At 68.0% G+C, this 13,375-nt stretch carries 13 protein-coding genes; 3 read left to right on the top strand and 10 right to left on the bottom strand.

Features of this window, described 5'->3' with window-relative positions:
* Position 1: 1 nt before the first annotated feature.
* Positions 2-664 (bottom strand): molybdate ABC transporter permease subunit, encoded by a 663-nt coding sequence (gene modB / locus GXY47_03265; GenBank protein ID NLV30151.1) that lies wholly within the window; start codon positions 662-664, stop codon positions 2-4.
* A gap of 3 nt (positions 665-667) precedes the next feature.
* Complete coding sequence (modA, locus tag GXY47_03260; protein NLV30150.1) at positions 668-1,447, bottom strand: molybdate ABC transporter substrate-binding protein; 780 nt, start codon at positions 1,445-1,447, stop codon at positions 668-670.
* A gap of 225 nt (positions 1,448-1,672) precedes the next feature.
* Here modA and GXY47_03255 point away from each other — a divergent pair, with 225 nt between their 5' ends.
* Genes GXY47_03255 through GXY47_03245 form a run of 3 tightly spaced genes read left to right on the top strand, consistent with a single transcriptional unit; the run spans position 1,673 to position 4,371 of the window.
* Entirely contained in the window at positions 1,673-2,785 is a 1,113-nt protein-coding gene (locus tag GXY47_03255) for a helix-turn-helix domain-containing protein (protein NLV30149.1), read from the top strand.
* A 51-nt stretch (positions 2,786-2,836) separates the two neighbouring features.
* Positions 2,837-3,667 carry a hypothetical protein gene (locus GXY47_03250; protein ID NLV30148.1) on the top strand — a complete coding sequence of 277 codons (831 nt, stop codon included), beginning with the start codon at positions 2,837-2,839 and terminating at the stop codon, positions 3,665-3,667.
* Positions 3,664-4,371, top strand: a complete 708-nt coding sequence (locus GXY47_03245) for a hypothetical protein (protein ID NLV30147.1) — start codon at positions 3,664-3,666, stop codon at positions 4,369-4,371. The genes GXY47_03250 and GXY47_03245 overlap by 4 nt, the downstream gene beginning before the upstream one ends.
* On the opposite strand, the gene GXY47_03240 is transcribed toward GXY47_03245, so the two are convergent.
* From GXY47_03240 to GXY47_03205, 8 genes are all read right to left on the bottom strand, one after another.
* Positions 4,268-4,744: a response regulator transcription factor gene (locus GXY47_03240; GenBank protein ID NLV30146.1), complete on the bottom strand. Its 477-nt coding sequence runs from the start codon at positions 4,742-4,744 to the stop codon at positions 4,268-4,270. The genes GXY47_03245 and GXY47_03240 overlap by 104 nt on opposite strands.
* Positions 4,745-4,887: 143 nt before the next feature.
* The gene (locus GXY47_03235) at positions 4,888-5,583 is read right to left on the bottom strand and encodes an HAD-IA family hydrolase (protein ID NLV30145.1); all 696 of its coding nucleotides are present in this window, start codon (positions 5,581-5,583) and stop codon (positions 4,888-4,890) included.
* Positions 5,584-6,111 carry a MogA/MoaB family molybdenum cofactor biosynthesis protein gene (locus GXY47_03230; protein ID NLV30144.1) on the bottom strand — a complete coding sequence of 176 codons (528 nt, stop codon included), beginning with the start codon at positions 6,109-6,111 and terminating at the stop codon, positions 5,584-5,586.
* A gap of 53 nt (positions 6,112-6,164) precedes the next feature.
* Entirely contained in the window at positions 6,165-6,656 is a 492-nt protein-coding gene (locus tag GXY47_03225) for a hypothetical protein (GenBank protein NLV30143.1), read from the bottom strand.
* A 16-nt stretch (positions 6,657-6,672) separates the two neighbouring features.
* Positions 6,673-6,966, bottom strand: a complete 294-nt coding sequence (locus GXY47_03220) for a zinc ribbon domain-containing protein (GenBank protein NLV30142.1) — start codon at positions 6,964-6,966, stop codon at positions 6,673-6,675.
* Positions 6,967-7,074: 108 nt separating this feature from the next.
* Complete coding sequence (locus GXY47_03215) at positions 7,075-9,183, bottom strand: YvcK family protein (protein NLV30141.1); 2,109 nt, start codon at positions 9,181-9,183, stop codon at positions 7,075-7,077.
* Between the two features lie 161 nt (positions 9,184-9,344).
* Positions 9,345-10,037: a PAS domain-containing protein gene (locus GXY47_03210; protein NLV30140.1), complete on the bottom strand. Its 693-nt coding sequence runs from the start codon at positions 10,035-10,037 to the stop codon at positions 9,345-9,347.
* A 67-nt stretch (positions 10,038-10,104) separates the two neighbouring features.
* Complete coding sequence (locus GXY47_03205; GenBank protein ID NLV30139.1) at positions 10,105-13,182, bottom strand: S1 RNA-binding domain-containing protein; 3,078 nt, start codon at positions 13,180-13,182, stop codon at positions 10,105-10,107.
* Positions 13,183-13,375 lie beyond the last annotated feature (193 nt).

The following is a 13,375-nucleotide window of genomic DNA, read 5'->3' as shown; positions in this document are numbered from 1 at the left end:
GTCAGCTCCTCGGCGCCGGGCGCGACAGACGGTTGGTGAGGTAGACGACGGTGACCGATATCCCCGTCAGGATCAGCGCCAGCCACTTCGCGGTGGCGTCCTCCCCGCCCGCCACGGCCTCGTAAATGGCCAGCGGCATCGTCTGGGTCTTCCCCTGGATATTGCCCGCCAGCATCAGGGTCGCGCCGAACTCCCCGAAGGCGCGCGCGAAACTGAGGATGACACCGGCCAGAATCCCCCTGCCGGCCAGGGGGAGGGTGATGCGGAAGAAGGTTTCCGGTTCGCTCTTGCCCATCAGCAGGGAAGCGGTTTCATACTCGGGGTCGACGCTTTCGATCGCCGCCCGGGCGGATTTGATCATCAGCGGCAGGGCGACCACGGTCGAGGCGATGACGGCGGCGACCCAGGTGAAGGTGACGGTCCAGCCGGTCAGGGCATAAAGCGGCTCCCCCAGCACTCCCCGCCGGCCCAGGAGCAGGATGAGGTAATACCCGGTCACGGTCGGAGGGAGCACCATCGGCAGGGTGAGCAGGGCGTCGAGCAGTTCCCTGCCGCGGAACCGGCGCTTGGCCAGCAGGTAGGCGAAGGCGGTGCCCACGATGGCGATGACGACGGTGGCGATGCTGACCACGAGGAGCGAGAGCCGGAGCGATTGGACGATCATCGGTCAGTGTATTTCGAGAAACCCGTGTTTTCGGAGGACCGCCTGCCCGGCCGGGCTCGTCGCCAGGTCGATGAAAAGGCGGGCTTCATCCGGGGCGCCTGTCCCCTTCACGGCCGCCATCGGGTAGACGATGGCGTTGTGCGTCCCGGGAGGGGCCTTGGCCACGGTGCGGACCTTCCCCGAAGCGACGGCGACATCCGAGGAATAGACGATCCCCGCGTCCACCTCCCCCCGGGCCACGTAGTCCAGCACCTGGCGCACATTTTCCGCCAGGATGAAGCGCGGCTCGAGCCGGTCCCACAGGCCGAGCTGCCCGAGCGTTTCCCGGGCATACTGGCCCGCGGGCACCGTTTTCGGGTTCCCCAGGGCGATTCTCGCGACGCCGGGCCTTCCGATGTCGGTGAACGCGGAGAGCCGCGCGCGCGGGCCGGCGGGCTCGATGAGGACCAGCTCGTTGCGCGCGAAGTCTCTCCGGGTATCGGGGAGGATCAGGCCCCTGGACTCGAGTGCATCCATCTGCCTGGCCGACGCGCTGGCGAAAATGTCCGCGGGGGCCCCCGCCTCGATCTGCTTCTGCAGCAGCCCCGAGGAGCCCAGGTTGAACCGGACGCGCACCCCCGTCCGCTTTTCGAAGAGCGAGCCGATTTCCCCGAAGGCGTTCTTCAGGCTGACGGCGGTGGACACGATGATTTCCTCCCGGCCGGCCGCGGGGAGGGGCCGGGCGGCGAAGCCCAGGATGGCCGCAAGGAGCAGCGCGGTCTCGATGAAACGTCCTCCCCTCATGGCCTGCCCCCCTTTCCGTCGCACCCCCTGCCTGCCGGGCGCCTGTCTTGCGAAAGAGACAGTGTAAAACAAATGGGCCCGAACTGAAAGCGCCTTTCGCCGGTCCGCCGCCCGGGGCGGGGGCCCGTGTACCCGGGGCGCGGCGACGGGGCTGACACCGCCACGCCCGCCGTGATAGAGTGTGAAGGATGCCGGGGCGTTCGCCCCGGGGCGAAAGAGGCGGTCATGTCCATCGAAAACAATCTTGCAAGGTACCGGCAGAAGCGGGGGCTCTCGGCGATCGAACTGGCCCGGAAGGTCGATGTCAGCCGCCAGACCATCTACGCGATGGAGACGGGGACCTATGTGCCGAACACGCTGGTGGCTCTGAAACTGGCGCGGGTGCTCGAAGTGCGGGTGGAAGACCTTTTCCGGCTGGAGAGCGCCGAAGTCCCGGTCCACACGGAGACGGCCGACCTGCTCCCCTCGGAACAGGAGGCGCAGCCGGGGCTGCCGGTACAGCTGTGCGACGTCGACAACCGCCTTGTCGCCGTATTGCCGGCACCGGCCGCCTGGAGCCTGCCGCCGGCCGACGCGGTCCTCATCGAGGCGGGGAAGCGGCGGCGCCGGGCCAGGGTCCAGCTCTTTCAGGAGGACCGGCAGTATCGCAAGCGGCTGCTGATCGCCGGCTGCGATCCGGGCATCTCCGTCCTCCTGCGCCACCTGCAGCGGGAGGGGGTGGAGGCCGTGGTCGCCTACCGGAACAGTTCGCAGTCGCTCGACCTGTTGAAGCAGTCCCTGATCCATGTCGCCGGTTCCCACCTGCGCGACGCGGCGACCGGGGAATCCAATCTCCCCGCGGTCCGCAGGCAGTTCCCGAAGGGATCGGTCGCCGTCATCTCCTACGCGATCTGGGAGGAGGGGATCGTGGTGGCCCGCGGAAACCCCAAGAAGATCCTGGGGGTGGAGGACATGGCGCGCAGCGACGTGACGATCGTCAACCGCGAGCCCGGTTCGGGCAGCCGCCTCATGCTCGACACCCACCTTCAGCGGGGGGGGGTCCCCCCGGAAAGCGTCAACGGCTACCGGGAGATCGCATCGGGACACCTGCCGGCCGCCTGGCAGGTCAAGAGCGGCCGCGCGGACTGCTGCCTGGCCACCAAGACCTCCGCCTGCGTGTTCGGACTCGGCTTCATCCCCCTGGAGAGCGAGCGCTACGACCTGGTGATCGGGAATCAGAATCTCGGTCACCCGGCCGTACAGATCCTGCTGGACACCCTGGGACGCACCGCCTTCCGCAGGGAACTCGAGGGGCTGGGGGGCTACGACACCCGGATCGCGGGCGATCGGCTGATCTGACCTCATGCCGGCAACGCCGTTCGGGCCGCCGCAATTTTGGGGGTTACCAGGATGAAAAGAGGGTCCTTGTGCATGCTGGCGGTGTTGGCGGGCATCCTGCTGGCGGCCGGATGCCGGACCGGGCCGGAGGAGCGCTACGCCCTGAAGGGGCGCGTGGTGGCCTCCGACCCTCCGGCCGGGCGCGTGACGGTGGCGCACGAAGCGATTCCGGGCTTCATGGACGCGATGACCATGCCTTTCCGCGTGCGGGACGGGTGGGCGCTCGAGGTGCTCTCCCCGGGGCAGGAGATCGAGGCCACCCTGGTGGTTGCCGGGGAGCGCTCCTGGCTCGAGGGGATCCGGATCTCGGAGACGAAGAGTTCGGGGGACACCCTGGTTACGAGCCCCGGTCCCCGGATCGGGGCGGAGGTCCCCGACTTCGGGCTCCTGGACCAGGACGGCCGGCGGATCGGGCTCGCCGGGTATCGCGGCCGGCCGCTGCTCGTGACCTTCATCTACACCCGCTGCCCCCTGCCGGACTACTGCCCCCGGACCAGCGGCCACTTCCACCGGATCCACCGGCAGGTCGCGGCGCTCCCGGACGGGAGGAGGCCGCGCCTTCTGACCGTCAGCTTCGACCCGGAATACGACACACCGGAGGTGATGAGGCGTTACGGGCGGCGCTATGTCGCGCCCGGGGCGTTCGGGGAATGGATTTTCGCGACCGGTTCCCCGGAGGAAATCCGGGAGATCGCGGAATGGTTCGGGCTCAGCTACTGGAAGGAATCGGACCAGTTCGTGCACTCGCTCGTCACCGCGCTGGTCGGGCCGGAGGGGAGGCTGGTGCGCCTGTACCCGGGGAATGAATGGACGCCGGAAGAGGTCCTGGCGGAATTCCGGTGACAGCCTCCGTCCTGCTGGGGAAGCACCAGGAAATGCGGGAGCGCCTCGAGAGGCGGTTTCTCGAGATCCAGACGCGTTACGCCTCCAGGATGCGGTGCTCCGGGGGGTGCGCCCGCTGCTGCCGGGGCCTTTTCGACATCCCGCTCCCGGACGCCTTCCTGGTGGCCCGGGCCTTCGGCGCGCTCCCTGCCGAGATCAGGGCGCCCGTGGCCGGCCGGGCCGCCCGGATCCAACGCCGGCTCCTGTCCGAGGCGCCCGGTCTCGATCCCCCTTTCTTCCTGACCTCCCTCTCCGAAGAGGAGATCGACCGGCTGGTGGAAGCGCTGACGGGGACCGCCTGCCCGTTCCTGGACGGCGAGGAACGCTGCCTGATCTACGACTTCCGGCCGCTTGCGTGTCTGCTCGAAGGGATCCCGATGGTCGATCTCTCCGACGGGCTGTTCGGCGACTGGTGCGAGCTGAATTTCCGGGAGGGGGTGTCCGCGGAGATGGAGCGGGACCTGGCGCTCGATTATTACGAAATCGAGGCGGCCGGGAGCGCCCTGTCGGAAGCGCTCGCGCAGCATGTCCTGGGAATCGGGCGGAGGGAAGTCAGGCTCTTCATTCCTTCGATTGTGGCCGGTTACGCGGATTACTGGGCGCCGGCCATGGAGCGGTCTGGATGCCGGGGGAAGACCCTATCGACCGGCGGATGGCGGCCGTAAGCTCCGCGATGGAGCAGCATTTGTTCAAATAGGCCGCCGCACCCGCCAGCAGCATCGCGGACTCCCGCTCCTCCTCCGCGTACACCGACAGCCCGACGACGCGGATTCCGGGCATTTCGGCGCGGATCCGGCGGGTGGCCTCGATGCCGTCGACCCCCGGCATCCCCAGGTCCATGAGGACCACATCGGGCCGCAGCCGGCGCGCCGCTTCCAGCGCGGCGTCACCGTCTCCCGCCTCCCCCACGATCGCGATATCCGGTTCCTGGTTGAGGGAGGATGCGAGCCCGCGCCGCATGACCGGGTGGTCGTCCACCACCAGTACCCGTATGGTGCGGCTGAGCGGAAATGTCCCCGGGGTGTCGTCGAGGGCCATGCGTCACCTTATCCCGGCGGGCGGGGAGCCACGGGCGTCCGCTCCGGCCGGGCCCTTGAACGTATTCTATCAGACGCCCCCGCCCCGGGTCATTCCCAATCTCCCGTCCCCGCCCGCCGTCGGAAAGGGCCCGGAGGCCGATTTCATCCGCCGCCGGCCCCCGGCGGGCGGAAATGGTCGCAGAGCTCCGTCAGGTTCCGGATCAGGAGATCGCACCCGGAGGACGCGAGCTCCTCTTCGGGCCGGAAGCCTCCCAGCACGCCGCAGGTGAAAACGCCCGCCCGCCTCCCCGCCTCGATGTCCACCCGGCTGTCGCCCACCATGACCGATTCCGAGGCGGGGATCCGGCACCGGTGCATGGCTTCCAGCAGCGGCCCGGGATCGGGCTTGCGGTCGGGGGTGCTGTCCCCTCCCAGGATGACATCGAAGCGGCCGGCCACCCCCAGCCCCTCGAGGATGCGCCGGCAGAAATCGGCGGGTTTGTTCGACACCAGGGCGTAGCGGGCCCAGTCGAGCCGCTCGAGGGCTTCCGCGGCGCCCGGGTACAGGTGCGTGCGGTCCAGGAGGTGGCGGCCGTATTCCTCCCGGAACAGCTGCACTCCGCGCGCGGCTTCCTCCGGGAGGGGGGGGCGTCCCGCCGATTCGGCGAGGGCCCGTTCGACGAGGGCCTGCACCCCGTCCCCGACGAAGCTTCCGATCCGCGCGGCGGGGATCGCGGGCAGGTGCAGGCGGCCCAGAGCGAGGTCGAGCGACCTGACGATATCCTCCTGGGAATCGATCAGCGTCCCGTCGAGATCGAACAGGAAGAGACGGCAGGTGCGGGTTCGCCGCGGCGGCATCTAGCGGCTCCCGATCATCGACAGCGCGTGGCCGAGTTCGGGCAGGATGATCGATTCCATCGCCAGCCGGCAGGCCCGGGGGCTGCCGGGCAGGCAGAAGAGGATCTTTCCCCCGACGGAGCCGGCCAGGGCGCGGGAAAGCATGGCCGCGCTCTTCACCTGCGGGTAGCTGAGGAACATGAAGAGGGCGTTGAAACCGGGGAGTTCCTTGTCGAGCATGTCCCTGACCGCCTCGATCGTGACGTCGCTCGGGGCGAGCCCGGTCCCGCCCGTGGTGATGATGGCCTGGATCTTCCCGTTCCGGACCAGCGCGCGCACCGCCGCCCGCAGCCGCCGGCGGTCGTCGGGAAGGACCTTGCGCGCCGTCACCTCATGGCCGCGGCTCTCGAGCAGCTCCTGGATCACGTCCCCGGACCTGTCGCTGGCCAGGGTGCGCGAGGAGGAGAGGGTGATGATCCCTACCCGCGCGCGGATGTCGGCGTGGGCCTTGTGTTCCGCCGCCGAATCCGCCAGTTTTCGTTTTGTCATGGCTCCGCGCTCCCTCCCGTAAAGGGGGCATGATGCCATGCCCCGGCCCGATTTTAAAGCGGGATCGCGCCGGTGCAGAACCTGCGGAGTACGGGCTCGAAATCGGAGCCGGTCAGGATCCGGCGGGAGATATCCTCGACGCGGCGCTCCTCGGCTTCGTCGCACGGGGGGAGGGAGTCCGCGTCCTCCCCCAGGATGCTGCTCAGCCGGACCATGTGGACGATTTCATGGGTGAGGATATAGACGAAAAAGGGGTAGAGGCGGTCGGTGAGCCGTTCCCGCCTGGCCGCGGCCAGGATGCCGGGGTCGTTGAGCTCGATGCGGTAAAAATCGAACAAGCGGTCGCGGTGCGCCTGCTGCACCGGGCGGACCCTCGCCAGCGCTGGGTCCGGCAGGGGTTCCCACTCGGTGTCCTTCTGGGTCAGGAGGTCGTAGCGGAGCTGTTCCCAGCGGAAGGGGGGGATGCGGTAATACTCCATCGTGCGTTCTTCCGCGTCGTTCAGGGCCTCTACCAGCAGGCTTCTCTGTGGATGCGAAAAGGGCATGGCCCCCCCAAAAAGGTCAGACCTTGCTTTCGGAAGCCTTGCTCCCGGCGGCTGCCGGGGACCCGGATTCCGCGGGCTTGGACGGACCCGCGCCCGGGCTGGACGTTTCCGTCCCCGACGGGGAGGAGGAACGCTTGGCGTAGTCGGTGAGGTACCATCCGCTCCCCTTGAGCTGGAAGCTCGAATGGCTGATCAGCTTCTCCACCCTGGCTTTGCAGAACCGGCATTCGGTGAGCGGCTCGTCGGACACCTTCTGGAAAGCCTCGAAAATCTCGCCGCATTTGGTGCACTGGTACTCGTAGATAGGCACGGCCTAAACCTCCATACATTGCTTTGATTGCCGCTGCAAAGATAATATCGGAAAGCCACGGAGTCAAACCCCGGGGAAAGATTTTGCGTCCCGCCGCGGACCGGCGGGTCAGGCCTCGTGCCCGAAGATCTCGGTGCGGAAGAAGCGGACCAGGGCCTCCTTGCGGCGGCGGTCCCCGGCGTGCAGGGGGATCAGGCTCCTGGGCGGCCACCGGAGCAGCGTCATCTCGTATTCCATCGTGAGCCCCCTGCCGGTGAGGTACCAGCAGAAGAGCAGCCCGAACAGCAGCCCCGGGGGGATGAATCCCCCGTCCTCGTTGATCGTGATGCCGAAGACCCCCGGATCGGCCCGGTCGGGGACCATGCGGGCCAGCCGGAGGTAGGTCCTCAGCCCGTCGTCGGAGAGGAAGCTCCTCCTCTCGCCGGGGGGGGCGAGGACGATTTCATAGCGGCGGGAGCCGTTTTGCCGGATCCAGCGGCGCTGACGGACATAGCTCCCCAGCAGCGACTCCCCGAGCGCCACCAGGAGGTCGTCCCGGAGCCTGGAGGGTTGGGACCGCAGGTCCTCGTGCAGGTAGAGAAAGCGGTCCTCCGGGCTGAAATATCCCAGCACGTTGTCCCAGTCGGTGCTCCGGTCCCATTGGACCGCGGGCCGGAGGCGCACCCCCCGGAAGAACTCCAGGTGGCGGCTCCGGATGTCGCGGTTGTCCCACGCGACCTTCATGAACAGATCGCGCAGCCAGGCCGGCTTGAAGACCTTGCCTTCGAGGGCGGTCCGTATGGATTCGAGATGGCGGCAGAGGAGGGGGGCCCGGCCGCCGGGCGCCGGGGGCTTCCGCCCCTCCTTCTTCCGGCGGTGGGGGGGGGCGCCGCGGAGGTTCCACCCCGTCCGTCCCCCGGAATGATTGTCGGTGTAGAGCAGGGTGCGGATGGCCAGGGCGAACCTGCCCGGGTCGTGATGAATGGCGAGCGTTGTCGCGGGCCGGTTCGGGGAGAAGAGGGTGGCTTCGACCGGGTGCACTCCCATGGCCTCCACCGCGGCGCGGTCGAGGTGGATGGGGCTCTTCCCCTCGAGCGCGTAATTGCGCAGGATGTTTCCCGGGACATGCTCCAGGTTGGCGCTCAGCACGATGTCGAACAGCCCGCGGATCCCCTGCGGCACATTCCGGTCATAGGCTTCGACCAGCTCCGAGACGAGGAACCCGCGCGCCTGGTTCTTCAGCGAAATGTCCGTTTCCCCCTCCTGGACCCAGGAGTTGGCCGCCAGAATCTTCAGGGCGCCGCGGTTGGCCCGGATGGCGGCGGTGATCGGCTCCAGCTGGAGGATGGGGATGATGCTGGTGTACAGGCTTCCGGGCGCCAGGAGGATCAGGTCCGCCTCCCGGATCGCCCGCGTCACCGCGGAGCCGACCGCGGGCCGGCTGTTGAACAGGGCGGTCACCCTGTCCACCGGCGTGTCCCGGCGGGCGGATGCCGACTTGCTCTGCCCGTAGACCGCCACCCCGTTGGCATAGCGGAACTCCAGCTGCCCCGGCGTCGAGGTGGCCGGGAGGATGCGCCCGGCCGGGGCTCCGATCAGGGAGGCGATATGGTCGATTCCCCTCTGGATCTCTCCCAGCCCCGGCGGCCGGTCGGTCCTTCCCCCGGCCGCCCGGAAAATGGCGGCCGTCAGCAGCAGGTTTCCCAGGGCGTGGCCGGCGGGGCGGATGCCCAGGCCCGGCGGCGGCGCACAGGCGCAGGCGCCCAGTTCGGCCAGCGCCCCGGCAAGGCTTTCGGGGCACGACGGACGCATGGCCCGGGGGAGGACGAGCAGGGGGTCGGCCGCCCGCCGGCGGTTTCGGGGATGCCGGTCGAACCGGTGATTGAACAGGCGGTGAACCAGCCGGACCAGTTCGAGCGCTCCCTCTCCGGAGAGCGCGTACGTGCGCTCGAGATTCCGGGGAAGGATATAGGAAAGCAGCAGCTTCCGGATATCTCCCACGCCGATCATGGGAAGCGACTGCAGCAGCCGTCCGGTCGATCCGCCGTCGTCGGTCGTGCAGACGATGGCGGTAAGATGCGGGAAGAACCGCTTCAGCCCCGCGAACGGCTCGTCGGGCCAGTCCGGCGCCTGGGAGTTGCCCCCCACGATCGTGGACAGGCCCGTCCCCCCTCCCAGGACCACGACCCGTGCACGTTGCGGGTCGAAGCGGAGCACCTCCTCCGCCCGTCGGCGCATCTCCTCGGCGGGCGTATCGGAGCCCTGCCCGGTCAGGAGGTACTCCACCAGGTTCTCGACCGGTGTCCGCGACCCGTCCGGGGGCCAGGACACCGCCCGGGGCCAGTCTGAAAACAGATCTTTGTTTGCCTCGCGACGCATGTCCCCAAAAAGTCCGGAGGTTACAGGATTCCTTGTTTGAAGGCGAAAGAGACGGCCTGCGCCTTGCTGTGCAGCTCGAGTTTCACCAGGATGTTCTGTATGTGATTTCTGGCCGTGAAATGGCTGATGTCGAGCTTTCGGGCCAGCGCCTTGGTAGAAAGTCCCTCCGCAAGCAGGGTCAGCACCTCCAGTTCACGCGCCGACAGCGCCGCGAAGGCGGGCCGGCCGACCTGGTCTTGAGGCTGGACGGCGTATCCCTCCGCAGGTCCGGCACCGGGCGCGGCCGCGTTCGGTCCGGAGGATTTCAGTTCCGCGAGGAAGCGGTCGAGGGCCAGCTTCATCCTCCTGTCCCGGGTCACGTCGCGCAGGATGTGCGTGACGAAGGGCGCTTCCGGGGCGGCACTGGACAGGAGGGTGACGTTGATCCAGACCGGGAGGCCGGAGCTGTGGACGGCCTCGAGGTCGAAATTCCCCCGGGGCGTCCCTTCAACCCCGCTCCGGTGCACGGCGCAATCCTGGCCGCAGGGGCCCGCCCCGGCGGGCGCCTTCCCGGAAATCACCTCGAAACAGCTCCGGTGAAGGGTATCCGATTCGGGGTAGCCCAGGATCTTTTCCGCCCCCTTGTTCCAGCGGACGATACGCTTGTGGGCGTCGGTGATGAAGACCCCGTCGGCCGTGTTGCAGAGAATATCCAGATAGTCGCTCTGGCGCATGCCACCATGCCCCCCGGCTGTGCTTCGATGCTTTCCGTTCCCCGGCGCCGAGGCGCCCCGGGCTTTTTCAGTGGATACCACGGAACTTGGACTGAAGAATGGCGATCTTCTCCTGAAGGGTCGGTGTCGGCCCGTCGGAAGCGGGATCTTCATTCCGCTCCGCCGAAGGGGCGCTTTCCGGCTTCCGGGAACCCTCCGGCTTCCGGGGGCCCCGTCTGCGACCGGAGGCTTCCCGCGAACGGTTGGCTCCGGGTCGGTCGGCGCGGGAGGGGTTCCGGGAATCCGGACCGGCCTCGCCGCGGCTCTGCCCTTCTCGCGGAGCCGGGGACGTCTTCCGCCCGCGCCGCTGCGGCTTCTGCCGTCGGCGTCCTCCCCCCAGGAGCGCCTTCATCGACAGCCCTATCCTCTGGGTTTCCATCTCGACCGAAAGGACCTTCACCTGCACGATGTCGCCCACCTTCACCGCCTCGCGCGGATCGCGGATGAAGCGGTTGGACATCTGGCTCAGGTGCACCAGCCCGTCCTGGCGGACCCCGATGTCCACGAAGGCTCCGAAATTGGTGACATTGGTGACCGTCCCTTCCATCGTCATGCCCGGCTGGAGGTCCGACATCTGCCGGACATCGGACCGGAACTTGGGAACCCGGAACGCCCTGCGGGGATCCCGGCCGGGGTGCAGGAGCTCTTCCCGGATGTCGTCGAGAGTGGGGAGCCCGATTTCGTCGGTCACGAAATCATCGAGCTTCAGCGAGGTCACTTTTTCCTGGTTTTCCAGGAGATCCCGGATCTCCCCGCCCTGAGCCGCGGCCATCTTTTCGACCACCGGATAGGCCTCGGGGTGAATCGCGGTGCAGTCCAGCGGATGGTCCCCGTCCGGGATGCGGAGGAAACCGGCCGCCTGCCGGTAGCTGGCGTCATCCAGTCCGATCGCGGTTTTGAGCCCTTCGCGCGATCTGAAAAAATCCTGGGAGTTGCGGAAGCCCACGATCTTGCGGGCGAGCTTGTCGTTGAGACCCGACACGTAGCGCAGGAGCGACTCCCCGGCCGTATTCGGGTTGACCCCCACGCTGTTGACGCAGTACTGGACCGTCTGGACCAACCCGCGGTGCAGCTCCTTCTGATCCACGTCGTGCTGGTACTGTCCGACACCGATGAGCTTCGGGTCGATTTTCACCAGTTCGGCGAGCGGGTCCTGCAGTCTCCGGGCGAGGCTCATGGCGCAGCGCAGGGACGCGCTGGAATCGGGCAGCTCCTCACGGGCGATGCGGGACGACGCGTAGATGGCTATGCCGGCGTCATTGACGCTGGCGATCATGATGTCGTCCGAGCCCGTCTCTGTAACGATCTGTCTCAGGAGGTTTTCCAGTTCACGCGCCCCGGTCCCGGTCCCGAACGCCACCGCCCCTACCTTGTGCCGGGCGATAAGGTCCCGGAGGACGGTGCCGGCATCCCCCACCGATTCCGCGGCTTCGGCTGCCGCTGTCTCGGGCGCGGTTGCCTCGGGTGCCGTCGCTTCGGCTGCCGCTGTCTCGGGCGCGGTTGCCTCGGGTGCCGTCGCTTCGGGCGCCTCAGCCTCAGGCGCGGCCGCTTCGGGTACGGCCGTCTCAGGCGCGGCCGCTTCGGGTACGGCCGTCTCAGGCGCGGCCGCCTCGGGTACGGCCGTCTCAGGCGCCGCCGCCTCGGGTACGGCCGTCTCAGGCGCCGCCTCTTCGGGTACGGCCGTCTCGGGCGCCGCCGCTTCGGGTACGGCCGTCTCAAGCGCCGCCGCTGCCTCGGGTACGGCCGTCTCAGGCGCGGCCGCTTCGGGTACGGCCGTCTCAGGCGCCGCCGCTTCGGGTACGGCCGTCTCAGGCGCCGCTGCCTCGGGCGCTGTAGCCTTGGAATCAACAGCCTCAGGCGCCGTTGTTTCGGTGCCGGCCCCGGCATCGGCCGGCGGCGGGCATGGGGCTTCATCCCGCCCCGACGAAACTTCAAGCCTGGCGATCCCGGGGGCGTCACCCAGCACCGCGGCGGTCGGTCCGGCGGGTGAGTCGGCTCGGGGAGCGGGGGAGGGAGCGGCCGCGGCCGCGGGGGATGTCCCGGCCGCGGGGGAGAAGCGGACCCTGGCCCCTTCCAGAAACCTGCCGGTTTCATCGATCACGGCCACGCTGCATTCGTTTCCCTTGCCCCAATCCACTCCCATGGCGACGATCGGGCCGGCCGGGGGGGATAGGAGCAGATTGGCCAGGTTTTCCTGGAATATCCTGATGGCTTCCCGGTCGGCGCGTTCCTTGAGCTGGCTCCGGACTTCCGACTCGATCATCGGCCGCAGGATGCGGTTGTAGCTTTCACGGACGGCCGCCTCGATCACCGGGGTGAACAGGGACTCCCGGTCCCTGATGTGGGCCGCCGCCAGGAATTCGATGGCCCTGGCGTTGTCTCCCTCGATGGAGGAGATGAGCACCCCCTCCTTGCACCCCCTGCGGATGGCCAGAACCCTGTGAGACGGGATCGTGGTGACCGGCTCCCTGCGGTCGTAGTACATCGCGTACTTGGTCTTCTGCCCGGCCTTGGCGGGGACCACGGAGGATGCCAGCAGGCCCTCGCTCCAGAGCATCTCGCGCAGTTTCTTGCGGTGCTCGAAATTTTCCGCCACGTATTCCGCGAGGATGTCCACGACCCCTTCGAGCGCCTGCTCCCGGTTGAGGATGCCCTTGGAGGGATCGACAAAAACGTCGATGTGCTCCTCCGCGCTCCAGGCGTCGAGCTCCTGGTTCCAGAAGTATTCGGCCAGGGGCTGGAGCCCCTTTTCGATCGCTTCCATGGCGCGCGTCTTCTTCCGGGGGCGGAACTGGTGCTCGAGGTCGGCCAGTTCGGCCCTGGAAAAGGAGCTTTCGATCTGCGTCCTCAGTTCCTCTGTCAGCCGTCCCTGTTCGGAAAGGGTCTTCACCAGGGACGCCCGCTGATCGAGCACCCCCCGGTAGTGGGCCATGCGGTCCTGGATGGCCCGGACCTTCGCTTCGTCCATCCCCGCGGTGGCCTCCTTGCGGTAGCGGACGATGAAGGGGCCGGTGAACCCGGTTTTCAAAAGGGTGACGACGGCCGAAACGGAAGCTTCGGGTATCGCGGTTTCCAGGGCAATTCTACCTATGATCGCAGCATCCATGCGCGCTATTCTTACCGAGGTGGAAGGCAGAATCAACCGGTAAATGCGGCCCCGGTCCCGCCGGGGAGCCGGCGGCGGTTGTGCCTGCCGGGGGCGTTGGGATACAGTGGTGGATAAAGGGCCCCGGGGCCTGATACAATCCCCGTGACGCTTTCAGGTCGCCGGGGATCCGGTAACGGTATCCATATCCCGA

Source organism: Acidobacteriota bacterium, from assembly GCA_012729555.1.
Lineage (GTDB): Bacteria > Acidobacteriota > UBA6911 > UBA6911 > UBA6911 > UBA6911.
This window is presented reverse-complemented; position numbering and strand designations above follow the sequence as displayed.

Coding starts and splice junctions, on each gene's coding strand:
- modB (NLV30151.1), bottom strand. CDS start 664: ATGATCGTCCAATCGCTCCGGCTCTCGCTCCTCGTGGTCAGCATCGCC.
- modA (NLV30150.1), bottom strand. CDS start 1,447: ATGAGGGGAGGACGTTTCATCGAGACCGCGCTGCTCCTTGCGGCCATC.
- GXY47_03255 (NLV30149.1), top strand. CDS start 1,673: ATGTCCATCGAAAACAATCTTGCAAGGTACCGGCAGAAGCGGGGGCTC.
- GXY47_03250 (NLV30148.1), top strand. CDS start 2,837: ATGAAAAGAGGGTCCTTGTGCATGCTGGCGGTGTTGGCGGGCATCCTG.
- GXY47_03240 (NLV30146.1), bottom strand. CDS start 4,744: ATGGCCCTCGACGACACCCCGGGGACATTTCCGCTCAGCCGCACCATA.
- GXY47_03235 (NLV30145.1), bottom strand. CDS start 5,583: ATGCCGCCGCGGCGAACCCGCACCTGCCGTCTCTTCCTGTTCGATCTC.
- GXY47_03230 (NLV30144.1), bottom strand. CDS start 6,111: ATGACAAAACGAAAACTGGCGGATTCGGCGGCGGAACACAAGGCCCAC.
- GXY47_03225 (NLV30143.1), bottom strand. CDS start 6,656: ATGCCCTTTTCGCATCCACAGAGAAGCCTGCTGGTAGAGGCCCTGAAC.
- GXY47_03215 (NLV30141.1), bottom strand. CDS start 9,183: ATGCGCCGACGGGCGGAGGAGGTGCTCCGCTTCGACCCGCAACGTGCA.
- GXY47_03210 (NLV30140.1), bottom strand. CDS start 10,037: ATGCGCCAGAGCGACTATCTGGATATTCTCTGCAACACGGCCGACGGG.
- GXY47_03205 (NLV30139.1), bottom strand. CDS start 13,182: ATGGATGCTGCGATCATAGGTAGAATTGCCCTGGAAACCGCGATACCC.